Genomic DNA, 23,697 nt, shown 5'->3' on the forward strand with positions numbered 1-23,697 from the left:
ATCAAAAAGTTCATGGCCGCTTCGTTGCGGCCCTCATGGCGAGCCTAGCCCTTTGGCGGACGCTTCGCTGTGGAAGAAAATACAGAGGATCTGCGATTTCGCTGGACGGGTGCACAAACCAGTGCGGCGATGCCCATCCGGAGCGGGGAATCCGGCGCGGCCTCCAGCAGGAGGGACCCCGTGAGGAGTGCCGCATCGCTCGAGACAGGATCGGCCGGGAGGAAGGCAGAGACCGGAACGCCGGGGCCGTACCGCTCCCAGGCTTCGCGGAGCTGCCGCTCCGGGGAACGGCCCACCGCGGACTGCCGCACCTTGTTCAGGACCACCCGCGGGGCCGCCTGCGGAACAGCCGACTCAAGTTCGGCCAGGGCACGAACCAGCCTCGGGACTCCGATCGAGTCCGCCGCCCCGACTGCGAACACTGTGTCAGCCAGTTCAAGACTCCTCAGCGTCGCGGCGTTCCGGCGCGGCGCCATGGAGTCGAAGCTCAGCTCTTCGTCGGATTCAAGGCAAAACCCGGTGTCAATGACAGTGACTTCAGCGATTTCCCTTGCCCGGTCCAGCACCAGTGAGAGCGCCGCGGCGCGGAGTTCCGTCCAGCGGTCCGCCCGGGTGATTCCGGTGAGCACCCGGAAGGTTCCCTTTCTGGTGACCACCGGTGCCGCAATCCTGAGCAGGGCGTCCGCGTCGAGGAGGCCCTGGTCCGCCAGCCGGCAGGCCTGCGCCAGCCCGGCCGCCTCGTCCAGCAGTCCAAGCATGGCGGCGACGCTGGCACCATAGCTGTCGGCGTCCACCAAGAGCACCGATTTTCCCGCGGCTGCGAGCTCAGCCGCCATATTGGCCGCGAGCAGGGTCCGGCCCGGCGAACCTGCCGGTCCCCACACCGCAATGATCTGCCCCTCGGCAGATCGCTCCGGCCATTCCCCGGCTCTGCCGCCGGGCTGTCCGGGCGCGGGACCGGCGCCGCTGGGGGTGTCAACCTGCGGCCGATCAGTCCCGGCCAGCATTGCCACAGCCTCCGCGATGCGGTTGGCAAGGGCCGCAGCATCGACTCCGGTCGCCTCGGCTGCCACACCGATCCCCCGGAGCCGGATGATTTCCTCCGCATCATCCGTCAGGGCCAGGACTGCAACCCCGACGGCGGACAGCCGGTCCACCAGCGATGCCGTCAAGTCCTCACTGCCGTCCGCAACGACGGCTGCACGGGCCAGTCCGCCTTGGCACGCCGCCAGCAGCTCCGCCAGTTCGCTGCACCGCCGAACAACCGATACCGGCCCGTGGAGGCGCTCCAGCCGGCCGACGAGGTCTTCGCGCGAGTCTCCGACCGTGACGACGGGTATGCTCACTGGCCTGCCCCACCGGGGTTCCAGACCACCGAGATCTTTGCCTTGTTGGCCTGCGCTCCCAGCAGATCCGGCATCCGCCCGTCCGCAACAAGCACCATGACGACAGTGGACCGCGCGGAGCCCAGGGCAGTGCTTCCCGCAGTGATCTGGGCGATTTCCGCGCCCGGAAGCAGCAGCGTTGGCTGGCTGAACCCGTTCCGGGTATCGGGCAGCGCCACCCAGACGTCCACCCGGGAGCCCGCAACCGCCTGGGCCGGAAGGGCCTCATCAATCGTGACTGCGACCGGCTTTCGGCCCAGTCCGTCCGGCTGCCCGAGGCTCTCGCGCGGCACCAGCTGGTCCTTGCCGATTCTCTGGGCGGCCACGAGACCGTCAGCCACACCGGTCGCGGGCGTCAGATAGTGCTGCTCAAGGTCGCCAAGACGGACCTTGACCCGGTTCAGTTTTTCCACGGTCAGCGTTTCGCCCACTGCGATCGCTTCCCGCGCGGTGTACGCCTCGGCTGTTTGATCCGCGGCCCCAACCAGGGAAAGGACCCCCACGACGGAGGCCAGGACGAGCAGAATGCCAACAATGAGCTTGGGATCTTTCCAGGACGGTTTCTTCAGCCTCGCCCCGCCAGCCACTGTGCTCACACTCATGCGCCCGCTCCCCCTGTAGTCGCCGCCCGAAACTGGCCGGGCAAGATCATTGTTACGTCTTCGTGGCCCGGCGGGAAGCCTCCGGAACAAAGACGTGCAAACTGTGGATAACAGCCCCAGACGGAGCCATCGGTGGCAAAATGGAGTCATGCCCCGATTCCTGACCCTCGCCGACGTCGCAGAACAGCTTCAGATCAATGCCCCGGCCGCCTACGCGCTGGTGCGCAGCGGCGAGCTCAAGGCCATTCAAGTGGGCGGACGCGGCCAGTGGCGTGTCGAGGAGAAGATGCTCGAGCAGTACATCGAAGAGCGGTATGCGGAAGCCAGCCGGATGATCGAAGAGGCCAAGTCCAAGTCCCGCTGAGCCGGACATGCCGCGGCCGGCCGCGGTGCCGCATCTGGCAGCCGCCTACTTCCCGGACGCTGGATAGCCAGGAGTCCGGGCCGACCTGATTCCGGCCAGCGCTGAGAAGGGAATGGTCGCCAGCTGCCGGACCTTGGCCGCCCGGCGCTCCTCAGCGTCCCCGGTTACCGCCAGGTCAAAGTAGTCGCGGCCGACGCGGTCAATCACGCCGAAGAGCGTCGTTTCCCCCTCTAAGCCTCCCGACAGCAGGACGGCCAGTCCGGCGCGGTCCCTGGAAAGGCCGCGCAGGGCGTTGGCCAGGCCAAGCCTCTGCCGGACCTTGGAAGGCTCGGCTATGGCCAGCCGGGAGAGCCCGAGGTAGCGGACCGCCGAGGCATAGGGAACAAGCACCTGGTGCCGAGCTTCATCCAGCACCAGCGCTTGGCTTCCCGCGTGGCTCAAGGTCCCCTCGATCGTCGATCCGGACGCGAGCTGGACCACAATCAGCCGTCCCAGCGAGCCGCGAAGCCGATCCGCGAGCTCCACGGCGGCCTCCTCTGTCCGCGTCCGCTCCGTGATTTCCGCGTCGAGATCCAGGCGCTCCCCGGCGGCCATCTGGGTTTCCAGATCGTCAAAGAGGGCATCCCAGCGCATGGCGCCAGCGTAGGCGAGCCCCTCCGCGCGGTCAACCGTCCCACTTTCCAATCAACTATAGACAAAACGGCCACATCGGGATCAAACTGTGTTTAATCGCATTAAACAGCATCAAACAACATCGCACTGGACCACTACACGATGAGGCGGACAGAACATGAGAGCAGCAGAACTCCTCAAGTCCCGGCGCCGCCGTGTGCTTCCCGCCGACGCGGCCATGGCGGCCGTCATCCTGGTGCTGGGACTGTTTCTCGCCGTAACGGGAGGCCGCATTGTCGAGCGGTGGCGGTCATCCTCGGCACACCACGAGTCCCTCGGGTTCGAGGATCAGCTCGGCATCGTGGCGAACACTGCAGGACTCATCGTGACCGTCTGGTGGGTCATGTCCCTTGCCATTGCCGTCGCGGCGGCGCTCCTGGAACGGTCCGGGAAGGACCGCGCCGCGTCTGCTGCGGGAAAGTTCGCACCCGCCTTCATGCGCCGTCTCGCCTTTGCCGCCGTCGGACTCCAACTGCTCACCGCACCGCTCGCCACTGCGTCCACCTTGCCATCGGCGCCCGGCGCGGCGGCCTCCGCGCCCGTCGAAGCATCCGCAGCGTGGACCCCGACGGCGGCACCTGCGCCGCCCGCAGTTCCGCCCGCCGTGCCACCCGGCACCTCCGTGGCCGCCCATCCGCAATGGCGGCCGCTCAGCCCGGTCATCGAACCCGGCCCGTTGACGGGCCCCCCGCTTCGCCTTCCGCAACCCGCCGGCCAGGGAGCAGAGGTGACAGTGCACACGGGGGATTCGCTGTGGAGCCTGTCCGCGGCCAGGCTGGGGCCCTTCGCCTCCGACGTCGACATCGCCCTGGACTGGCCCCGGATCTACCAGGCCAACAGGGACGTCATCGGCGCCAACCCCCACTTCCTGCGCCCGGGCCAGATCCTCAGGATTCCACCCGGCCCCTGACAAACCGTCGGAACCCAGTCGGATCGACACGAACCACCGCGAACTTTCAACAGCCAACCCACCAGCAAAGGAAGCACCATGACCAGCCCCCGCGCCGCCGCAGAAGCCCACGTATCCCCCGCTTCGCCCCTGCGCCTGGTTCCAGGCGGCGCGGCACCTGCAGCCTTCGAGGACACTCCTTCCGGTCCAGTGGGACCACAAGCGCCGCCAATGCGGGCCGCCGATGAAACCCGGGAGATCTGTGCGATTTCCCGCAGCACGGTTCAGGCCGCCATCGAGGTGCTGGCCGGCATCCGGCCCGCGCAGCAGCTCGCCCGGAGGCTCGACGAGCGCTGCCTCGCTGCCCTGCAGCACCGCGCGGCGCTGACGCGCAGGGTCCCGTGCGGGGCGTCGCCAACCGCCGGACGGCTGCACCGCAACCCCTCCGTCCGCTCGGTCCACGCCTGCAGGGTGTCGGCGGATGTCTATGAGGCCAGCGCCGTCGTGGTCGAGGAGTTGCGGGTCCGGGCCGTCGCTTTGAGGCTGGAGCGCAGCAGGCTTGCCTGGCGCGTCACGGTCCTGGAAATCGGCTGACCGCCGCCGCGCGCTGTCGCCGGAGCATGCTGGGGCTCACTGAAGGCAGAAATGGAAGGAGGAGAGAGCAGCAAGGAAAGAGGACCGGATCATGTTCCGGTCCTCTTTCCTTGCTGCTCTCAGGGCGGTGCCGTCAGCCCCGGCTGAAGCGGGCCAGGCAGTTAGCCGATCAGCTAGCGCCGCTTCTTCCTGTTCACGCGGCGCGGGGCTTCCTGCGCCGCGGCCTTGGCCGGGTTGCCGGAGCGGCCGGAAGACTTGGCCTCGACACGCGTCTGGGCCGATCCGTCCTCCCCGGGGGCGGTGTACTGCAGCTGGGCCGGCTTTTCGGGGGCTTCCAGCCCTGCGGCGCGGATCTGCGGCTCGTGGTGTTCGGTGTGCTGGCCCGCCGCGTCCGCCACGACCACGTCCTCGGCGGGGGTCACCTCAACTTCAAGATTGAACAGGAAGCCGACACTTTCCTCCCGGATGGCCTCCATCATGGCCTGGAACATGATGAAGCCCTCGCGCTGGTATTCCACCAGGGGATCGCGCTGGGCCATCGCCCGGAGGCCGATGCCTTCCTTCAGGTAGTCCATCTCATAGAGGTGTTCCTGCCACTTGCGGCCGATCACTGACAGGACGACGCGGCGCTCGAGCTCGCGCATGCTCTCGTGGCCGATGGCCTCTTCACGGGCCTGGTAGACCAGCCGCGCGTCGGAGAGGATCTCTTCCTTGAGGAAGTCCACGGTGATCCGCGACTTGCCGCCGGCCTCGTCAATGAGGTCACGCGGTGAGACACTGACCGGGTAGAGGGTCTTGAGGTTGGACCACAGCAGGTTGAAGTCCCAGTCGTCCCCGGTACCCTCGGCGGTGGCCCCGTCGATGAACGCGGTGATCGTGTCTTCCAGGAAGTACTGGACCTTCTCGTGCAGGTCGTCGCCTTCGAGGATGCGGCGGCGGTCGCCGTAGATGGCTTCGCGCTGGCGGTTCAAGACATCATCGTACTTCAGGACGTTTTTGCGCTGTTCGGCATTGCGGCCTTCCACCTGGCCCTGGGCCGAGGCGATGGCACGCGAGACGAGCTTGGATTCGAGCGCGACGTCGTCCGGCACCGAGCTGTTCATCAGCCGTTCTGCCGCGCCGGAATTGAACAGGCGCATCAGGTCGTCAGTCAGGGACAAGTAGAAACGGGACTCGCCGGGGTCGCCCTGGCGGCCGGAGCGGCCGCGCAACTGGTTGTCGATCCGGCGCGATTCGTGCCGTTCGGTGCCCAGCACGTACAGGCCGCCGAGGTTGAGGACCTCCTCGTGCTCGTCCTTCACGGACTGCTTGGCGGCCTCGAAGGCCGCCGGCCAGGCCGCCTCGTATTCTTCGGAGTTCTCTTCCGGGTCCAGCCCCCGCTTGGCAAGTTCGGCGACGGCGGTGAACTCGGCGTTGCCGCCGAGCATGATGTCGGTGCCGCGGCCGGCCATGTTGGTGGCCACGGTCACGGCGCCCTTGCGCCCGGCCTGGGCCACGATCGCGGCTTCCCGGGCGTGGTTCTTGGCGTTGAGGACCTCGTGCCGGACACCCTCCTTGGCCAGCAGCCGGGAGAGGTATTCGCTCTTCTCGACGCTGGTGGTGCCGACCAGGATCGGCTGGCCCTTTTCGTGCCGTTCGGCGATGTCCTTGACGACGGCGTCGAACTTGACGGCCTCGTTCTTATACACGAGGTCCGGCTGGTCGATGCGCTGCATGTCCCGGTTGGTGGGGATGGCGACGACGCCGAGCGTGTAGGTGCTCATGAACTCGGCGGCTTCGGTCTCGGCGGTACCGGTCATGCCGGCCAGCTTGTCGTACATACGGAAGTAGTTCTGCAGCGTGACCGTGGCCAGGGTCTGGTTCTCGGCCTTGATCTCGACGCCTTCTTTGGCCTCGATCGCCTGGTGCATGCCTTCGTTGTAGCGCCGGCCCGCGAGGATGCGGCCGGTGTGCTCGTCAACGATGAGCACCTCGCCGTCGAGGATGACGTAGTCCTTGTCCCGCTTGAAGAGTTCCTTGGCCTTGATGGCGTTGTTGAGGAAGCCGATCAGGGGGGTGTTGGCGGACTCGTAGAGATTGTGAATGCCGAGGTAGTCCTCGACCTTTTCGATGCCGGCCTCGAGCACACCGACGGTGCGCTTCTTTTCGTCGACTTCATAGTCGACCTCGGGCTTGAGCCGGGTGACGACCTTAGCGAACTCGCTGTACCAGCGGTTGGTGTCGCCCTGCGCGGGGCCGGAGATGATGAGCGGGGTTCGTGCCTCATCGATGAGGATCGAGTCGACCTCATCGACGATGGCGAAGTGGTGGCCGCGCTGGACCAGCTCCGACTTGTCCCAGGCCATGTTGTCGCGCAGGTAATCGAAGCCGAATTCGTTGTTGGTGCCGTACGTGATGTCAGCGGCGTACTGCTCGCGGCGCACGGCGGGGTCCTGGTTGGACAGAATGCAGCCGCTGGTCAGTCCGAGGAACCGGTAGACACGGCCCATGAGGTCCGACTGGTACTCCGCCAGGTAGTCGTTCACGGTGATGACGTGCACGCCGTTGCCGCCCAGGGCGTTGAGGTAAGCCGGAGCGGTGGCCACGAGCGTCTTGCCCTCGCCGGTCTTCATCTCCGAGATGTTGCCCAGGTGCAGGGCAGCGCCACCCATCAGCTGGACGTCGAAGTGGCGCATGCCAAGCGTGCGCGAGGAGGCTTCGCGGACGGCGGCGAACGCCTCAGGCAGGAGGTCGTCGAGCTTCTCGCCGTCAGCGTGGCGCGCACGGAGACGGTCGGTCTCCTCGCGCAGTTCGGCGTCGGTGAACGTCTGGAGGGAGCTTTCCAGGGCATTGATGGAATCGGCATAGTTCCGCAGTTGCCTCAGGGTCTTCTTATCACCCGTGCGGAGAAGTTTTTCGATAAGTGATGCCACGTGAAGTTGCTCCCAGTCTCAAGCTGCCGAATTCTGGCGTGTTTAGTCTACGGGAGAGACGCGACGCCGGTTACGCCTGTTCCCTCAGAGCGGATACACCGCTTCCCGCGCCGGACACGGCGTCAGCGAGTGACGGCGCCAGATCCCCTCTCGGGGAAACAACAATTCGGTCCAGTTCCAGCCACTCTGCCATGAGCTGCAGTTCCGCGGCGAGTTCGACGGCGGTGTCGGCGGGAGCGCCGGGCTCCGCGTGGGCGGCCCTGGCCAGCAGGAGGCCGTTGGCCCGGTCCGCCTTGAGGTCGACTCGGGCCACGATTCCGTCGCGCAGGAGGAACGGCAGCACGTAGTAGCCAAAGCGGCGCTTCGGCTCCGGCGTGTAGATCTCGATGCGGTAATGAAAACCGAACAGGTCCTCGAGCCGACGCCGCTCGAAGACCAGCGAGTCGAAGGGGCTCAGCAGTGCGCGGCCCGTGGCCGTGCGCGGGAGTCTTGCCTCGATGTGCCGGTAGACGGGCTTGTTCCAGCCGGTCACGGTGACGGGCAGCAGCCGGCCTGCGTCGACGAGGTGTTCCACGGCAATGGCGGAGGCACGCATGGGCGTCCGGAAGTAATCGGCGAAACACCGCAGCGTGCCGATTCCGTGGGCCTGGGCGGCGGCATCGATCAGGCGGACCAGCGCAGCCGCCGGCTCCTGCCCGGCGTCCGCGGCGTGGCGTTCCGGGTCCGGCCTGTCCGGCAGGACCTTTGCGGTCAGGGTGTATCGCCGTTCAAAGGATTCCGTGCGGGACGCGGCCGAAATGAGGCCGGCTTCGAAGAGGTGCTCCAGGACCCGCTTTACGGCGTTCCAGTTCCACCCCCAGTTGTCCTGCAGTTTGTCCTCCACGTGGCCCAGTCGGGCTGTCAGTTCGGCGGCGGTCATGGGCCGGCCGGCGGCCAATGCCTCGAGCACCCGCTCGGCGACAGCGCTCCGCAGCTCGGGGTCCATGGCATGCGCCCCCACCCATTTCCGGCTCTGCCACAGCAGCAGGTCCTGGAAGTGGTCGGGCCGGATGAAGCTGGCCTCGTGGGCCCAGTACTCCATCATGCGGCGCGGGTGGCTGCCGGCCATCCGTTGAAGGATGGCGCGGTCGTAGTTCCCAAGCCGGGAAAAGAACGGCAGGTAGTGGCTTCGCGACAACACATTGACGGAGTCGATCTGGACCAGCTGGAGGCGGGCAAAGGTACGGCCCACCGCCCGTGCAGTCACGGGTCCGGCGGGCCGTACCTTGTCCAATCCCTGGGCTGCCAGTGCGATCCGCCGGGCCTGCTTGAGGCTCAGCAATTCCTGCACGTCAGTCCCTTCGTCGGTTGGTCAGCACCAGCTTATGCGGTTGCGGGCTCATCCTCGGAACGGTAGGCGAGGATCTTCTCTTCCAGCGCAGCGGCACCCGGCTCGCAGGTCTGGTCAAGGGAGATCACTCCGTATGTCCACCCGTCCCGGCGGTACACGACGGACGGTGCCTTGGTCTCCTTGTCCACGAAGAGGTAGAAGTCGTGCCCCACGAGCTCCATGTTGTCGACGGCGTCGTCGAGCGTGATGGATGCTGCGGGAAAGACTTTCCGGCGGATGAGCACGGGCGAGTCTCCGGCCGGGATATCGTTCTCGACCTCATACGGCGACTTTTCGGCGGGGGCTTCCTTGGGCTCAAGCCAGTGGTTCGCCTCTTCGTAAATGGGCTCGCTGGTGCTCGCAGGTTCGAGGGTTGCCGTCGCTTCAGTGACGGACTTGGGGGTATGCCTGCCGTGATGGACCTTCTTGCGGTCCTTCGCCCGGCGCAGGCGTTCAAGAAGCTTGTTATAGGCAAGATCGAATGCGGCGAACTTGTCGGCGGCGCTGGCTTCGGCACGAATGACGGGGCCACGGCCCAGGACGGTCAGCTCAACCGTGAGCATCTCGTCGGTCTGCCGGGCTTTGGTCTCCTTGGAAACCTTCGCGTCCACCCTCTGGACCTTGTCCCCCAGCGACGCGATCTTCGAGATCTTCTCGTCGGCGTACTCGCGGAACCGGTCCGAGACCGTCAAATTGCGTCCGCTGATCATGAACTCCATGGTGCCCTCCAAATGACTTCGGTGACACGACGGCGGCACTTCCCGGGGCTGTTCTGACTGACAGTCGAGCCCCTTTCCGAGCCGCTATCGACAGGTACATCTGTTCTTGGTACCCATCTTCGACGTTAGTTCATAGCCAACCCTTATTCATCCTTTTTTGGTTTATTTTTTTCCTTGACGGGCCGCTTCCCTGCCAGCGCGGGGCCGGCCGCGCCGAAGTCGCGCGTTGCGGGCGGGCGTGTCGCGGCGAGGACGACGGCGCCGGTCACCAGCGCACCAGCCGCCTGCAACGCCCGGGCCGCCTCGGCCAATGTGGCCCCCGTCGTCAGCACGTCGTCAACGATGATGCACGGCCGGCTGTTCACGTCCGGAGCGAAGGGCCCGCGACGCACCCGCATGGTTCCCCGCACGCGCTGCGCACGGTCCCCGCGGCCCAGCCCCTTTTGTCCGCCGGGCTGCCCCGGAAGCCCCGGAAGCCCCGGGAGACCGTACGGGGACCCCGGCGGCACCGGAGCCGCGGCTCCCTGCCCGGCGGTCCCCCAGCCGGCCCGCCGGCCCGTCCTGCGCAGGGCGTGGGCAGTGGACAGGCCGGATTGCCGGCCGGTCCCCGGCGCACGGTGTGGTCCGAGCCTGCCAAGCAGCACATGGACGGGGCTGAAGCCCCTCCTCCGGTACGCACTGCCGCTCGTTGGCACGGGGACGAGCAACACCCCCGAAGCTTCTCCGGCGGCCGCCCGAATGGCCCTGCCCAGGCCCGTCGACAATACCCCCGCAAGCTGTCCCTGGCCGTGCTTCTTGAAGGACAGCAGCGCCTGGGCCAACTCCGCGCGGTAGGCGCCGGCAGCCACGACCGGCAGGAGCACCGAGCCATTGACGTCCATGAGGGCCGGGGCCTGCGCTTCCGCCCGGAACGGTGTGCGCATCAGGAGCCGGACCTGCCGTTCGCAGCCGCCGCAGAGCGCCAGGTCTTCAGCGCCGCAGCAGACGCAGTCCACCGGGGCGGCGAGTGCCAGCACTTCGGCCGCAGCAGCCGCCGCCCCGTCCGCCAGCCGCGACAGCGGCCGCCGGTAGGCGCCGCGGTGTCTCGCCGCAGCAGTTGCTGCCGGAGACAGGTCAGGGTCAGCGGCCGTGCCCCTGCCGCCACGGTCGCGGTCACGGAGTTCGCTGAAGATCGCCACGTGGCAAGCCTCCGTCAGTGCGGCTCCCTGCGGGAGGCCCTTAGGGCGCCATGTGGAAAGCCGCTGCCGCTAGCCCGGGTAGGACGGATCGATCGGTCCCTTGAGCTGCGGGGACCATCCGTTGCCGATCCGCTGGAAGATCCCTTCCGTTGACTGGGCGAAGATTTCCTCCCCGCCGTTGCCCGCGCTGAGCGCCGTCAGTCCGGGCCAGGGCGCCAGCTTCTGCGGCTGGGATGCGGTGAGGAAGAGCAGCTCGGGAGTGACGGCGTCGCTTGGCGAGCCCTTCATCACGGCCACCGTAGAGTCGTCCACCCACACGCCCTGGTCCGGGTCGTTCGTCGCGAGCAGGGTCATCGGCACGGTCAGGTCCTTGGGCGTTCCGTCCGCTGCCCGGACGATGCCGCTCACCTGGACCTTCGTTTTGCCGTTCTGCTCCGTGATGACGAGGGCGCGGGTGCCTTCGCGTGAGACCTTGAATTCCTTGACCGTCCTTCCGGAAAGCCACGCCGGCGACAACGTCACGCTGGGCACGCTGGCGCCTTCGGCCACCCCTGCGGGCCGGTGCGCGATCATTTCCGTCGCGCCGTTGGCGCCCGGACCGGCCGTCCAGACCCAGTCGTACCGGTCGAAGGAGGGCCTGGTCAGGGTGGCGCGGGTGGTCAGGGACCTGGCGGGCTGGCCGGGCACGATGGAGTACAGCGTGCCGCGTGCGGCGTTGAGGAAGGCCGCCGATTGCGAGACGGGAGACTCCGCCGGTGCCCGCGGCGACAGTGCCGAGACGGACTGGATGTCCGGAAGCGGCGAGATCCTGTTGTTCTCATACCGGACCAGATCGTTGTTGCTCACGGCGATCTGGCGGGCCGGGACGTTCTTGTCCCGGATCGGCGGGAGGACCGAACCGTTGTCTTCCACCCGCACCAGGTCCTGGTTGGCCCGCAGCTCGACGTTGATGACATCGGGCTGGCTGCGGAAGGTGAGGGCAAGCTGGGTCTGCATCCGCAGCCGGTCCTCGTTGGAAGCCTCGACAAGATCCTTCGCCGTGAGGTCCACCTGCGCTGCGCCGGAGACCACCGGGACCGACTCGCGGGCAAGCTTGATGCCGGAGGGGAAGGCGCTGACGACGGCGCCCTTGAGATACGGCGCCGGGCCTCCGAGCAGTGCGCTGGTCATGGCCTTGACGGTCTTTTTCTTGATGAACCAGCGGACGTCGGGCACGGCGTAGGTGAACGTGGGGTCATAGAAATAGATCGGATAGGCGCCGTAAATGACCTTGAACGTCTCCTCCGGGATCGCCGTGCCGTCCGGGAGCTCCGCAATCCGCCATTCACCGTCCACCTGGGTCAGTGTGGCGGGAATGTTCTCCTTGGTTCCCTCCGGTAGCTGGGTCGCTACCCCGTCCGCGTCGACGGAGTACGACAGGTCAAGTTCGTAGTTGAAGACGTTTTCGACGCCGGTCGGCACCACGCGCGCGGCACGGAAGACGAGCACGCGCTGGTCAGGTTTCCAGGTCACGGACGACGCCTGGGTCAGGTACTGGCGTGCCACCGCGTAGTCGTCCTCGTAGCCGCTGCCGGCGAGGTAGAAGTCTTCGATCACCGCTTCCGGCCCGGCGCCCTCACGGGGCGCGGACGGGAAAAACACGGGGGCATTGTTGGGGTTCCCGGCGCTCTCGTCAGTACTCTTTCCCACCGGCCCCGAGCGCGGGATCTGCGCGCAGGACGTCAGCAGGAACAGCAGCACAGCCAGCAGCGCTGCTGCGGCACGGGTGGCCTTCCCGGTGGCACCGCTCATGACCCCTCCTTCGTTCCGGTTCCAGTTGTGCCGGTTCGCGCCGTTCCGGGGTTATTGGTTCCGGTACCTGCCCTGCCTGCGCCGTCGCCGGCGGCTTCGGCGCGCGGGGCCGGCGAGGGGTCCAGCAGCAGCATGGTCCGTTCGCTTCCCGCGCCGTGAAGTCCGACGTCGACCGGTTCCAGCTGGAGGGGCGACTTCGTGATGGCGTCCCCCTGGCGCAGCGGGAGGGTGAGGCGGAAGTTGGCGCCGCTGCCCTTCCTGCCCCACGCCTGGAGCCAGCCGTTGTGCAGCTTTGTGTCCTCGGCGGCGATGGACAGTCCTAGGCCGCTGCCGCCCGTAGTGCGCGCCCGGGCCGGATCGGCGCGCCAGAACCGGTCGAACACCCGTGCTGCTTCCGCGGGGGTCATGCCGATGCCGTGGTCGCGGACTGCGACGGCCACGGCATTGCCGTTGGCGGCCACGGAAATGTTCACCGGGCGGCCCTCGCCGTGTTCCAGGGCGTTCAGGATGAGATTACGCAGGATCCGGTCGATCCGGCGGTCGTCCATATCCACGATGATGCTGTCCTGCGGCGCGTTGAGGGTGACGGCGGAGCCGTACTCGGCGGCCACCGGGGCAACACCTTCCATCACATGCGAAACGAGCTGCACGACGTCGCCCGGTTCGGCGTCGAGCGTGGCAACACCGGCGTCGAAGCGGGAGATCTCCAGCAGGTCGGCCAGCAGGGACTGGAAACGCTCCACCTGGTTGTAGAGCAACTCCGCGGAGCGTTTGTTGATCGGGTCGAAGTCCTCGCGCGCGTCGTAGAGGACTTCGGCGGCCATCCGCACGGTCGTGAGCGGAGTACGCAGCTCATGGGAGACGTCGGAGACGAACCGCTGCTGCATCTGGGACAGGGTGGCGAGCTGGGTGATCTGTTCCTGGAGGCTGGCGGCCATATGGTTGAACGAGGCCCCGAGCCGGGCCACCTCGTCCTCGCCCTTGACCACCATGCGTTCCTGCAACTGCCCCGCGGCGAGCTTCTCGGAGACGAGCGCGGCGTGGCTGACGGGACTGACGACATTCCGGGTCACGTACCAGGCCACTGCGCCGATCAGCAGCGCCAGCACCGCGCCGCCGGCCAGCAGCACGTTCTGGATCTCGTCGAGGGTCTTTTGTGCTGTATTGAGGTCATAGATCAGGTAGAGCTCGTAGACCGTGCCATTGAAGGTGACCTTGTTGCCGACGGCAATTCCGGGCCGGTCCTCGGTACCCACCGGGAACTCCGTGGAAGCCCAGAACTGGTCCTTGCCGGAATCCTGCACGGCCTTGCGCAGTTCGGGAGGAATGACGCTGATGGTGAGCTGGTCCGAGGCGCGTGATTCCACCCAGCGGTTGCGGGGTTTGGTCTGTTCCGGCATCGCCTCAAACACATAGCGCCGCTGAATCACCGAACCACGGCCCTCGACCGCGTTCAGGGTGTCGTAGACGAGCGTAATGACGCTCGACTGATCGGTGACCTGGGCGCCGTCGAACGTGTCCTGGACCTGTTTGACGTTGTAGCGCGTCTCCGACTCGGCCTGGGCGAGCCGTTCCTGGAAGAGGTTGTTGGCGATCTGGTTCGACAGGTACGCGCCAACGGCAGCGAAGGACATGATGGCCAGCATGAGCGTCGTCAGCACGGTCCGGAACTGCATCGACCGCCGCCATTTGCTGTGCAGCAAGCGGAGCAGGTAGCGGATGCCGGGAAGCAGGCGGGTGGCCCCCATCCGGACCAGCCTCGCCACACGCACACCCACAATCCGGGCGCGCTTCACCCAGATCCTGGTCCGGAAACCGACGGCATGCCAGCCGGCGGCCGGACCGCCGTGGTGGCGGGCGGTACCGGGTTCGAACGTTCCGGTGCCGGCTGCATCGTGTTCGGCCAGGCCGGGTTCGGCCAGGCCGGGTTCTACCATGCCGGGTTCGACGGCGGGCCGCTTCGGCGGGGCCGCCGCAGGGCTGCCGGCACCAGGCGTGTCCGAAGCAGGTGTGTCCGAAGCAGGCGTGTCAGAAGCAGGCGAATCAGAAGCAGGCGCGTCGGAGGCGGGAGCGGTCAGGCCCGGCTCGCGGAGATCAACTGATGTGCGGGCAGCATTTTTCGGGGCGGCCCCTTCAGCGGGGGCGCCCACCGGACCGGTTCCGGGGCGGCCGTCCGACGGTTCAGGAACCTGCTTTGTAGCCGACACCACGGACCGTCAATACAACTTCGGGGGCTTCCGGGTCACGTTCGATTTTTGACCTCAGCCGCTGGACGTGGACGTTGACCAGCCGCGTGTCGGCGGCGTGCCGGTAGCCCCAGACCTGCTCCAGGAGGAGCTCCCGGGTGAAGACCTGCCAGGGTTTGCGGGCCAGTGCCACCAGCAGGTCGAATTCCAGCGGAGTCAGCGAGATGCGCTCGGTGCCGCGGCTGACAAGGTGTCCGGCAACGTCGATCGTGACGTCCGCGATGCGCAGCGTCTCCGGGGCCTTCTGGTCGCCGGGCCGGAGCCTGGCCCGGACCCGGGCGACGAGCTCGGCCGGTTTAAACGGCTTCGGGACGTAGTCATCGGCGCCGGACTCAAGGCCACGGACCACGTCGGAGGTGTCCGCTTTGGCGGTGAGCATCACGATTGGCACGTCGGATTCGGCGCGGATCTGGCGGCAGACTTCAATGCCGTCGATGCCCGGGAGCATAAGATCGAGCAGCACGAGGTCTGGCTTGGCGGAGCGGAACACTTCCAGTGCCTTCCCGCCGTCAGCGCAGAAAACAGGCTCAAACCCGTCATTGCGCAGCACAATACCGATCATCTCGGCCAGAGCCTCGTCATCGTCCACTACCAGAATGCGTGCCTTCATATGTATATATTCCCCTATTGAAATGGCTTTGTCGTATTCGGCGGCGCCCGGGCATGGCGCCGCCGGCGCCCGGACCACGCTTCGACACCGCCGTCGGGGTGTTGTGACAAACCTCCGTCCGTGCCGCAGGCTATGGACAGGACACCACGCAACAGGCCAGGAACCTAGGAGGACTTTGTGAGCACGCCTATCTACGAGCTTGCACTCGGCGCGGACTTTGCGCGGCTGCAGCCTGAGCTGCAGGAGTATTTCTCACTCACTCCCGGATCCGGCCACTACGGCGTCGGCGAGGGCGTGTTCGAGGTGGTCGGCTGCCGGCAGGCCTGGCTGCGACCGCTGCTGCGCCTCGCCGCGGGAGAGGAATCCTTCTTCCCGGAATACGGTGAAGGCATCCGCTTCCGGATCGAGAACCATGCCCACCTGGACCCGTTCGGGCGGTCCAGCCTCACCGCCCGGCGTGAGATCTTCTTCCCGGACACCACCCGGTTGTTCCACGACACCACCAGCTTCGATGGCTCCGGCAGCCGGCACGGCCTGGTGGACTATGTCGGGCGGTACAGGCGGCTCGTAACGGACCTTAACCTCGGGGTCACTGCCGGGGGCAGGCTGCGCGGGGTTTCGGAGGCCTCGCGGCTGTTCCTCGGACCGCTCCGGATTCCGTTGCCGGCCGCCCTTGATGCCAAGGCCTATGCCGAACAGTGGTGGGCTCCGGAGGAGGGCACCACCGGAAAGCACAGGATCCAGGTGAAGGTGATCCAGCCGCAGCTGGGGCTGGTCCTCGTCTACGCCGGGCACTTCGACTACCGGCTGGAACCGTACCCCGGCGGCCTGTCAGCTCCGGGGTATCTTCCGGACCGTGCCCAGCCGGACCGCTGGGAAGCCCGCAGCTGAGCGCAATCCCGCAGCGGCACCGCCCCTGAGCTAGCCGAGCGCGAGCTGGTTGAGGCCATCAGCGACCTGGGTCAGCCGTCCCAGCACCGCCGTGGCGGACGACGGAGAATGCCTGGACAGCCCCTCCGACGGCGTGACCCGCAAGGCGCCGAGGGTCGACGCCGGCAGGCCCAGCTGGCGCCACGGCCGCCAGACCGTCTCCACGACGTCGGCCACGCGGGGCAGCGCCGCGGCAGGGTTGGCCACGTCGAGCGCGCCGGCCCACAGCCGTTTGCCCGCCTCCACCGCGCCGGCGAGCTGTTCCCACTGCCTGGACGTAAGCGCACGCAGGGGCACGGCGATCCCGTCTGCGCCGGCCGCCAAAATCCGGTCGAAGGGCGCCTCGACTTCCGGAACGGAGACCACCACCTCGACGGCGCCGGCCGCCCGCAGGGCGTCGATGACCAGCTGCCAGGCGTCGGTGGCTTCCCTGCCCGGCACCGAGCGAAGGGTCCGGTACCCGCTGGACGTGGGAATGGTCCCGGCCAGCACCGAGGCGATCTCCGGCTCGTCGATCTGGACCACGATCCGGGCCCCGGGGGCCGCTGCAGCAACGCGGCTGAGGTAGCCGCCGGCGCCGGCCGCCAGCGAGGCAGCGAGGTCCCGGCGGGCACCATGGTCGATCAGGGCACGCTCGCCGTTGTGCAGGTGCAGGCCCGCGGCGAGGCTGAGCGGGCCGCGCAGCTGGACCTTGATGTCCTGCGCCGGCGTGTCCTCGGCGCCGATCACGTCGGCGAGGATGTTGATGTCGGTGGACAGGGCGGAACGCGCCCGCCTGAAGTCCTTGCCGGGGCGGTCCACGATCCGCCAGCCGTAGGGCTGGACGTCCACGGAAAGGTCCACCAACAGGGAGGCTGTCCGGCCGAGCGCGTCGGAGCCGACGCCCCGGTCCGGCAATTCGGCCAGGAAAGGCAGGTGCGGGCTGCCCAGCTCGCCACGGATAATGCGCGCGGCCTCTAGGGGGTCCTCGCCGGGCCAGGTGCCCAGCGCGGTGGCGGTGACCTGTTCCGGCTGTACTGAATGTGGTCCGGCCACGGCTAGGCGGTGGCGGAGACGGTCGGGCCGGCGGCGCCGGGTACTTCGCCGGCGGTCAGCGGGCGCACGGAATTGGTGGCCTGGGGATCTGTGGCCAGCGCCGCTTCGTGGTCCTCGGCAATAGCCTCGTGGTGCCGGATGACCTCGCCGATGATGAAGTTGAGGAACTTCTCGGCGAAGGCCGGATCCAGGTGGGCCTCCGCGGCAAGGCGTCGCAGCCGCGCGATCTGGGCCGTTTCGCGGCCGGGGTCCCCGGCGGGAAGTTTGTGGGTTGCTTTCAGGAATCCGACCTTCTGGGTGGCCTTGAAGCGCTCGGCGAGCAGGAAGACGAGGGTGGCATCGATGTTGTCGATGCTTGAGCGGATCGACAACAGCTCCGCCATCACCGCCGGGTCCACCTGACCGGCCAGCGAGCTGGCCCCGGGGTCATAGGCATCGGCGTCTGGGTGGGTCTGGTTCTGCTCGGTCATTGCTCCAGTCTAGGGGCACCGGCGCTAATCACTTCTGCTGTTAAGCGCTGCCGGCAGGACGCCGCGCTGCCCCATTCCGGCGCATTCCGCCGCACGAATGGGCATGCCCACCGTTCGGCTGAACGGTGGGCATGTCCCTAACGTGTGCTCCTCATCAGGCTAGCTGTGAAGCACTTCGCGGAAGGCCTCGCGGCGGCGGGCCTGCTCGTCCGGGTCCGGGACCGGCAGGGACGCTATGAGTTTCTTCGTGTAGGCGTGCTGCGGGTTGCCCATCACCTGGGTGCCCATTCCCTGTTCGACCATCTTGCCCTTGTAGAGCACACCGACCCAGGGCGAGAGGATGTCCACCACGGCGAGGTCATGGCTGATGAACAGGGCCGCGAACCCAAACTCGCGCTGGATCTCCTTGAAGAGCTCCAGCACCACGGCCTGCACGGACACATCCAGCGCCGACGTCGGCTCATCAGCGATGAGCAGCTTCGGGTTCAGGATGAGCGCCCGCGCCAGGGAGGCGCGCTGCCGCTGGCCGCCGGAGAGTTCGTGCGGGAACCGGTCAGCGTACGACGCCGGCAGCTGCACTGACTCAAGCAGCTCGCCAACGCGCTTGCGTGCCTCCGCCGGGGTCGGGTTGCCGTGGATGATGAGCGGCTCGGCGACGCAGTCGCCGATGGTCAACTGCGGGTTGAAGGATGCCGCCGGGTCCTGGAACACGAAGCCGATCTCCTTGCGGAGCGGTTTGAACGTGCGCTCCTTGAAGTTCAGCATTTCGTAGCCCAGCACCTTGAGGCTGCCGCCCGTGGTCCGGTTGAGGCCGGCGATGGCCCGGCCGATCGTGGTCTTGCCGGAACCCGACTCCCCCACGAGTCCGAAGACTTCGCCTTCGGAAACCGTGAAGCTGACGCCATCCACCGCCTTGAAGGCCGGAGCACCCAGCCGTCCTGGGTACTCAATGGTGAGGTTCTTGGCCTCGACCAGCACCTTCCCGCCCTGGTGCGCGCGCTCCGTCATGCCTTCGGACGCGGAGTTGCGGCCGAGGTGCGGGACGGCGGCGAGGAGCTTCTTGGTGTACTCCTCCCGGGGCTGGGCGAACAGCACCCGTGATGGAGCTTCCTCCACGACGTCGCCCTGGTACATGACCACCACGCGGTCAGCGAGGTCGGCGACAACGCCCATGTTGTGCGTGATCAGCACGATGGACGTACCGAACTTGTCCCGCAGGTCCCGCAGCAGCTCCAGGATTTCCGCCTGGACGGTGACGTCCAGGGCGGTGGTCGGCTCGTCGGCCACGATCAGGCCCGGGTTCAGGGCCAGCGCGGCGGCAATGACGACGCGCTGCTTCTGCCCGCCCGAGAACTGGTGCGGGTAGTAGTTGACCCGGGTGTCCGGGTCCGGGATGCCCACCTTCCGGAGGGCTTCGATGGCCCGTGCCTTGGCCTCCTTGGCCGAGATCTTCTTGCCGCTGCCGGTGTCCGCATGCGCGCGGATGCCCTCGGCTATCTGCCAGCCAACGGTGTACACGGGGTTGAGGGCCGTGGACGGTTCCTGGAACACCATGGCGACGTCGCGGCCGCGGATCTGCCGCAGCTTGGCGGCGCTGACGCTGATGACGTTGTTGCCGTTGATCAGGACGGCGCCCTGGCTGGTTGCCGTTTCCGGCAGCAGCCCCAGGATGGTCTTGGCGGTCACGGTCTTGCCGGATCCGGATTCGCCAACGATGGCGACAACCTCGCCGGGATTGACTTCGAGGCTGACGTCCTTGACGGCGTAGACATCGCCGGCATCGGTCGCGAAGGTGACCTTGAGGTTCTCGATGTCCAGGACGGGGCCGGAGCCGCGGCCCGGCCGGTCGATGTTCGTGGTCATGGCATTCTCGATTCTGATTCAAGGGCGGCCTGCGCGCCGGCGGTCGAGTCCGGGCCTCCGGCGGGGCTCTTACCGCCGGACTTCCTGCGGCCCCTGAGCCGTGGATCGTTGAGGTCGTTGATGCTCTCGCCGACGAGTGTCAGCCCAAGCACGGTGAGGACGATTGCCGTACCGGGGTAGATACCGGTCCACCAGATGCCCGAGGAGGCGTCATTAATGGCCTTGTTCAGGTCGAAGCCCCACTCGGCGGCGGAGGTCGGTTCGATGCCGAACCCCAGGAAGCCGAGGCCTGCCAGGGTCAGGATCGCTTCGGAGGCGTTCAGCGTGAAAATCAGCGGCAGCGTGCGGGTTGCATTCTTGAAGATGTGGCGGCCCATGATGCGGAAGCTTGAGGCGCCCACCACCTTGGCCGATTCGACGTAGGGCTCGGCCTTGAGTCGGATCGTCTCGGCACGGATCACGCGGAAGTACTGCGGGACGAACACCACCGAGATGGCGATGGAGCAGGCAACAATGCCGCCCCAGAAACTGGACTGGCCGTGGCTGATGACGATGGACATCACGATGGCCAGGAGGAGCGACGGGAAAGCGTAGATCGCATCGGCGATCACCACCAGCACCCGGTCCAGCCAGCCGCCGAAGTAGCCGCTGACGAGGCCGAGGGCTACGCCGAGGAAGATCGACATGGCCACAGCGACGATGATGATGATTGCGGCGGTCTGGGCGCCCCAGATCACGCGGGAAAAGACGTCGTAGCCGCTCACCGTGGTGCCCCAGATGTGGGCCGGGCTGGGGGGCTGCTGGGCCGGGAAGGTACCCGCCGCGTCGCTGATCTGGGCGAAGCCGTAGGGCGCGATAAATGGCGCAAACACTGCCGTCAGCAGGAAGATGACGGTCAGCACCAGGCCGGTGACGAGCATGCCGCGCTGCAGCCCGACGCTGGTCCGGAAGTGCGAGATCACCGGCAGCCGGTAGACGAGGGGCTGTTTGCGCCCGCTTACTGTGGTTGCATTCATGGCTAGTACCTCACTCGCGGGTCGATCAGGGCTGCGGCGACGTCCACGATGAAGTTCGTGACGGCGACGATGACCGCCAGCAGCACAACAATGCCCTGGACGGCGACGAAGTCGCGGGCGTTCAGGTATTGCACCAGCTGGTAGCCGAGGCCCTTCCACTCAAACGTGGACTCCGTGAGGACGGCGCCGCCCAACAGGAGGGCAATCTGGAGCCCCATGACGGTGATGATCGGAATCAGGGCAGGCTTGTAGGCGTGCTTGGTCACCAGCCGGAAATTGCTGACGCCGCGGGACCTGCCGGCCTCAACATAGTCCTTGCCCAAAGTACCGATGACGTTGGTCCGGACCAGCCGGAGAAACACGCCTGCCGTCAGCAGCCCCAGCGTCAACGCGGGGAGGACTGAATGGGCTGCGACGTCGCCGAATGCCGCCATGTTGCCGCTGCGCAGCGCATCCAGCCAGTAGATCCCGGTCGGTGCGGCCAGGGCTCCCATGGAGAGCTCGGTGCGCGTGGAGGCCCGGCCTGCGACGGGAAGCCAGCCGAGCCAGACGGAGAACGTCAGTTTCATCAGCAGGCCCGCGAAGAACACGGGGGTGGCGTAGCAGAGAATGGCGAAGAACCGCAGGACGGCGTCGGGCGCCTTGTCGCGCTTGTAGGCGGAGACGAGCCCGAGCGGGATGCCGACCAGCAGGGCCACGATGAGGGCGTTGATGGCCAGTTCCAGCGTGGCTATACCAAAGGTCATGACCATTTGGACCACGGGCCGCCGGTCGGTGATGGTAGTGCCAAAGTTGCCGGTCGCCAGCTGGCCGACGTACTCAAAGTACTGCACGAGGATCGGACGGTCGTAGCCGGCCTCGTGGATGCGCTGTGCCAGAACTTCTGGCGGGAGCCGGCCGCCCTGGGCTGCGGTGATGGGATCGCCGATGACCCGCATCAGGAAGAAGACCAGTGTCACCAGAATGATCACGGTCGGAATGATCAGGAAGAAGCGCACTAGGATGTAGGTCCCCAGGCCCCCACCCGAGGATTTTTTCTTGGACGGAAGGAGTCCGTCGGCGTCGGCTGGCGGCGCCTCTATCAATGTTGTCATTGGTACCTAAGGTTGTGCTTTCGCGGCCATGGACCGGCCGGCGGGGACTGCAAGTACGGTAATTACCAGCAAAGGCGGGGCGCCTCGAGGGCGCCCCGCCTCACAGGCTGGTCAGGACCGCAGGGTTGCAGCCTTACTTGGAAACAGTTCCCAAACGGAACTTGAATGAGGCGTCGAGGGTCGTGTCGACACCCTTGACGCTGCTGCCGGAAACGGCAACCTGTGCGCCCTGGAGCAACGGAAGCGTGGAAATGTCCTTGGCCAGGGCATTCTGGGCATCCTTGATCGCGGACTCGCGTGCACTCTTGTCCACGGTGGTGAGCTGCTTGTTGATCAGATCAGTGACCGCGGGGTTGTTGTAGTGGTTCTTCAGGAAGCCGCCGTCCGGGAAGAACGGGGTCAGGTAGTTGTCGGCGTCGCTGAAGTCCGGGAACCAGCCAAACTGGAACAGCGGGTACTCGTCGGCACGGCTTGCCTTGCTGTAGGTTACCCATTCCGTGGACTGCAGGTTGACCTTGAACAGACCGGACTTCTCCAGCTGGTCCTTCACCATGGCGTACTCGTCGCCCGAGGACTTGCCGTAGTGGTCCGGGTTGTACTGCAGGTTCAGCGACACGGCGCTGGTCACGCCCGCGTCGGCCAGGACCTTCTTGGCCTTGTCGAGGCTGGGCTTGCCGGCGTCGCCGTAAGCGTCCTTGAACGATTCGTTGGCGCCGAGGAAGCCGCTGGGGACGTTGGAGTACAGCGGCAGGTAGGTGCCCTTGTAGACCTGGTCCGCGATCGCCTGGCGGTCCACGAGGTTGGCGATGGCCTGGCGGACAGCCAGAGCCTTGGCCGGATCCGCGTCCGCAGCCTTCGCGCCGAACGGCATGGTGTCAAAGTTGAACGTGATGTAGCGGATTTCGCCGCCGGGGCCGACGTTCACCTTGACCTTGGAGTCCTTCTTCAGGTCATCGATGTCGGTGGCGCTCAAGCTGCGGTTGGCCACGTCGATGTTGCCCTGCTGGATGTCCAGCTTCATGTTCGTGGGATCCGCGTAGTACTTGATCGTGGCGCCATCGTTGGCCGGCTTGCCCAGCACGCCCTTGTAGTCGGGCCACGCCTTGAAGCTGATCAGCTCGTTCTTCTTGTACGTTTCGATCGTGTACTGGCCGTAGAAGGCCTTCGCCTTGGCGATCGCGTCGTCGTCGAGCAGTTTGTCGGCCGGGAAGACTTCGTCGTCCACGATCGGCGCGGCAGGGCTGCTGAGGATCTGGGCGAAGGTCTGGTCATTGGCCAGCTTCAGCTTGAACACAACGGTGTTCGCATCCGGAGTCGTAATGCTGTCCACGTTCACCAGCAGGCTTGCGGGGCCGGCGGGATCGTTGATCTTGGTCTGGCGGTCGAAGGAGAACTTGACGTCCTTCGAGTCCAGGGTGTGGCCGTTGGCCCACTTCAGTCCGGGCTTGAGCTTGACCGTGTATTCGGTGGGCGTCGTGAAGGAGCTGGACTCGGCCAGGTCCGGCACGGGCTCGGCGCTGCCCGGCTTCGAGTTGAGCAGGAAGGAGTAGATCTGGTTCATCACCATGAAGGAACCGTTGTCGTACGCGCCCGCGGGATCCAGGGCCGTGACCTTGTCGGTGGTGCCGTAAGCGATCGGGCCGGCGGCCGCAGCCGTTGACCCGCCACCGCCACCGGACGGGCCGGTGCACGCGGTCAGCGCAAAGGCTGATACCCCGACGAGCGCGATGGCGCTCTGGAGGGCCTTTTTGTTCATTGCCATCTGTGAACTTTCTGTTCGATGAGTACTGGTGCGCAGCCCCGAAGTACGGAGACGACTCGGAGGGCGGCACGCTGTCCTGATCCCTCGATTCAACCAGACGACCAGTAGGTGAATCGTTACATCTTGTGAGATGAGACACAAAATTTACACGAACGGGCAGAACTCGTCATTATCTTCAGGAATCACTCGTGAATTT

Annotated in this window: 20 protein-coding genes; 4 read left to right on the forward strand and 16 right to left on the reverse strand. The window is 66.5% G+C overall.

What is annotated here, in order from left to right:
• Positions 1 to 44: 44 nt before the first annotated feature.
• Both LDO13_RS12480 and LDO13_RS12485 read right to left on the reverse strand, forming a co-directional pair.
• Positions 45 to 1,346, reverse strand: a complete 1,302-nt coding sequence (locus LDO13_RS12480; protein ID WP_224047048.1) for a P-loop NTPase — start codon at positions 1,344 to 1,346, stop codon at positions 45 to 47.
• Positions 1,343 to 1,987: a hypothetical protein gene (locus LDO13_RS12485; RefSeq protein WP_224047049.1), complete on the reverse strand. Its 645-nt coding sequence runs from the start codon at positions 1,985 to 1,987 to the stop codon at positions 1,343 to 1,345. Before LDO13_RS12485 ends, LDO13_RS12480 begins: the two co-directional genes overlap by 4 nt.
• A 148-nt stretch (positions 1,988 to 2,135) precedes the next feature.
• Between LDO13_RS12485 and LDO13_RS12490 the strand changes: the two genes are divergently transcribed.
• The gene (locus LDO13_RS12490) at positions 2,136 to 2,351 is read left to right on the forward strand and encodes a helix-turn-helix domain-containing protein (RefSeq protein WP_224047050.1); all 216 of its coding nucleotides are present in this window, start codon (positions 2,136 to 2,138) and stop codon (positions 2,349 to 2,351) included.
• A 45-nt stretch (positions 2,352 to 2,396) separates the two neighbouring features.
• Here the strand turns inward: LDO13_RS12490 and LDO13_RS12495 are convergent, their stop codons facing one another.
• Positions 2,397 to 2,984 (reverse strand): hypothetical protein, encoded by a 588-nt coding sequence (locus LDO13_RS12495; RefSeq protein WP_224047051.1) that lies wholly within the window; start codon positions 2,982 to 2,984, stop codon positions 2,397 to 2,399.
• Between the two features lie 157 nt (positions 2,985 to 3,141).
• On the opposite strand from LDO13_RS12495, the gene LDO13_RS12500 reads away from it, so the two are divergent.
• Together LDO13_RS12500 and LDO13_RS12505 are read left to right on the forward strand one after the other, a co-directional pair.
• Positions 3,142 to 3,933: a LysM domain-containing protein gene (locus tag LDO13_RS12500; RefSeq protein WP_224047052.1), complete on the forward strand. Its 792-nt coding sequence runs from the start codon at positions 3,142 to 3,144 to the stop codon at positions 3,931 to 3,933.
• A gap of 78 nt (positions 3,934 to 4,011) precedes the next feature.
• The gene (locus LDO13_RS12505) at positions 4,012 to 4,506 is read left to right on the forward strand and encodes an Rv3235 family protein (RefSeq protein ID WP_224047053.1); all 495 of its coding nucleotides are present in this window, start codon (positions 4,012 to 4,014) and stop codon (positions 4,504 to 4,506) included.
• Between the two features lie 173 nt (positions 4,507 to 4,679).
• On the opposite strand, the gene secA is transcribed toward LDO13_RS12505, so the two are convergent.
• From secA to mtrA, 7 genes are all read right to left on the reverse strand, one after another.
• Positions 4,680 to 7,418: a preprotein translocase subunit SecA gene (secA, locus tag LDO13_RS12510; protein ID WP_224047054.1), complete on the reverse strand. Its 2,739-nt coding sequence runs from the start codon at positions 7,416 to 7,418 to the stop codon at positions 4,680 to 4,682.
• Positions 7,419 to 7,488: 70 nt separating this feature from the next.
• Positions 7,489 to 8,748 (reverse strand): crosslink repair DNA glycosylase YcaQ family protein, encoded by a 1,260-nt coding sequence (locus LDO13_RS12515; RefSeq protein ID WP_224047055.1) that lies wholly within the window; start codon positions 8,746 to 8,748, stop codon positions 7,489 to 7,491.
• Positions 8,749 to 8,780: 32 nt separating this feature from the next.
• The gene (gene raiA / locus LDO13_RS12520) at positions 8,781 to 9,506 is read right to left on the reverse strand and encodes a ribosome-associated translation inhibitor RaiA (protein ID WP_224047056.1); all 726 of its coding nucleotides are present in this window, start codon (positions 9,504 to 9,506) and stop codon (positions 8,781 to 8,783) included.
• A 143-nt stretch (positions 9,507 to 9,649) separates the two neighbouring features.
• Complete coding sequence (locus LDO13_RS12525) at positions 9,650 to 10,684, reverse strand: phosphoribosyltransferase family protein (protein WP_224047057.1); 1,035 nt, start codon at positions 10,682 to 10,684, stop codon at positions 9,650 to 9,652.
• A 69-nt stretch (positions 10,685 to 10,753) separates the two neighbouring features.
• Positions 10,754 to 12,475: an LpqB family beta-propeller domain-containing protein gene (locus LDO13_RS12530; protein WP_224047058.1), complete on the reverse strand. Its 1,722-nt coding sequence runs from the start codon at positions 12,473 to 12,475 to the stop codon at positions 10,754 to 10,756.
• Positions 12,472 to 14,412 carry an MtrAB system histidine kinase MtrB gene (gene mtrB, locus LDO13_RS12535; RefSeq protein WP_224047059.1) on the reverse strand — a complete coding sequence of 647 codons (1,941 nt, stop codon included), beginning with the start codon at positions 14,410 to 14,412 and terminating at the stop codon, positions 12,472 to 12,474. The genes LDO13_RS12530 and mtrB overlap by 4 nt, the downstream gene beginning before the upstream one ends.
• A gap of 244 nt (positions 14,413 to 14,656) precedes the next feature.
• Positions 14,657 to 15,331 carry an MtrAB system response regulator MtrA gene (mtrA, locus tag LDO13_RS12540; protein ID WP_224047060.1) on the reverse strand — a complete coding sequence of 225 codons (675 nt, stop codon included), beginning with the start codon at positions 15,329 to 15,331 and terminating at the stop codon, positions 14,657 to 14,659.
• 177 nt (positions 15,332 to 15,508) lie between these two features.
• Between mtrA and LDO13_RS12545 the strand changes: the two genes are divergently transcribed.
• Entirely contained in the window at positions 15,509 to 16,222 is a 714-nt protein-coding gene (locus LDO13_RS12545; protein ID WP_224047061.1) for a DUF4166 domain-containing protein, read from the forward strand.
• A 30-nt stretch (positions 16,223 to 16,252) separates the two neighbouring features.
• Here the strand turns inward: LDO13_RS12545 and LDO13_RS12550 are convergent, their stop codons facing one another.
• The 6 genes from LDO13_RS12550 to LDO13_RS12575 form a co-directional block, all read right to left on the reverse strand.
• Positions 16,253 to 17,296 (reverse strand): hypothetical protein, encoded by a 1,044-nt coding sequence (locus LDO13_RS12550; RefSeq protein WP_224047062.1) that lies wholly within the window; start codon positions 17,294 to 17,296, stop codon positions 16,253 to 16,255.
• A gap of 2 nt (positions 17,297 to 17,298) precedes the next feature.
• Complete coding sequence (locus LDO13_RS12555; RefSeq protein WP_224047063.1) at positions 17,299 to 17,766, reverse strand: chorismate mutase; 468 nt, start codon at positions 17,764 to 17,766, stop codon at positions 17,299 to 17,301.
• Between the two features lie 159 nt (positions 17,767 to 17,925).
• The gene (locus LDO13_RS12560; protein WP_224047064.1) at positions 17,926 to 19,629 is read right to left on the reverse strand and encodes an ABC transporter ATP-binding protein; all 1,704 of its coding nucleotides are present in this window, start codon (positions 19,627 to 19,629) and stop codon (positions 17,926 to 17,928) included.
• Positions 19,626 to 20,645: an ABC transporter permease gene (locus LDO13_RS12565; RefSeq protein WP_224047065.1), complete on the reverse strand. Its 1,020-nt coding sequence runs from the start codon at positions 20,643 to 20,645 to the stop codon at positions 19,626 to 19,628. The genes LDO13_RS12560 and LDO13_RS12565 overlap by 4 nt, the downstream gene beginning before the upstream one ends.
• Positions 20,646 to 20,647: 2 nt before the next feature.
• Positions 20,648 to 21,739 carry an ABC transporter permease gene (locus tag LDO13_RS12570; protein WP_224047066.1) on the reverse strand — a complete coding sequence of 364 codons (1,092 nt, stop codon included), beginning with the start codon at positions 21,737 to 21,739 and terminating at the stop codon, positions 20,648 to 20,650.
• A 133-nt stretch (positions 21,740 to 21,872) separates the two neighbouring features.
• Positions 21,873 to 23,501 (reverse strand): ABC transporter substrate-binding protein, encoded by a 1,629-nt coding sequence (locus LDO13_RS12575; protein ID WP_224047067.1) that lies wholly within the window; start codon positions 23,499 to 23,501, stop codon positions 21,873 to 21,875.
• Between the last annotated feature and the right edge of the window lie 196 nt (positions 23,502 to 23,697).

The organism is Arthrobacter sp. NicSoilB4, assembly GCF_019977335.1.
Lineage (GTDB): Bacteria > Actinomycetota > Actinomycetes > Actinomycetales > Micrococcaceae > Arthrobacter.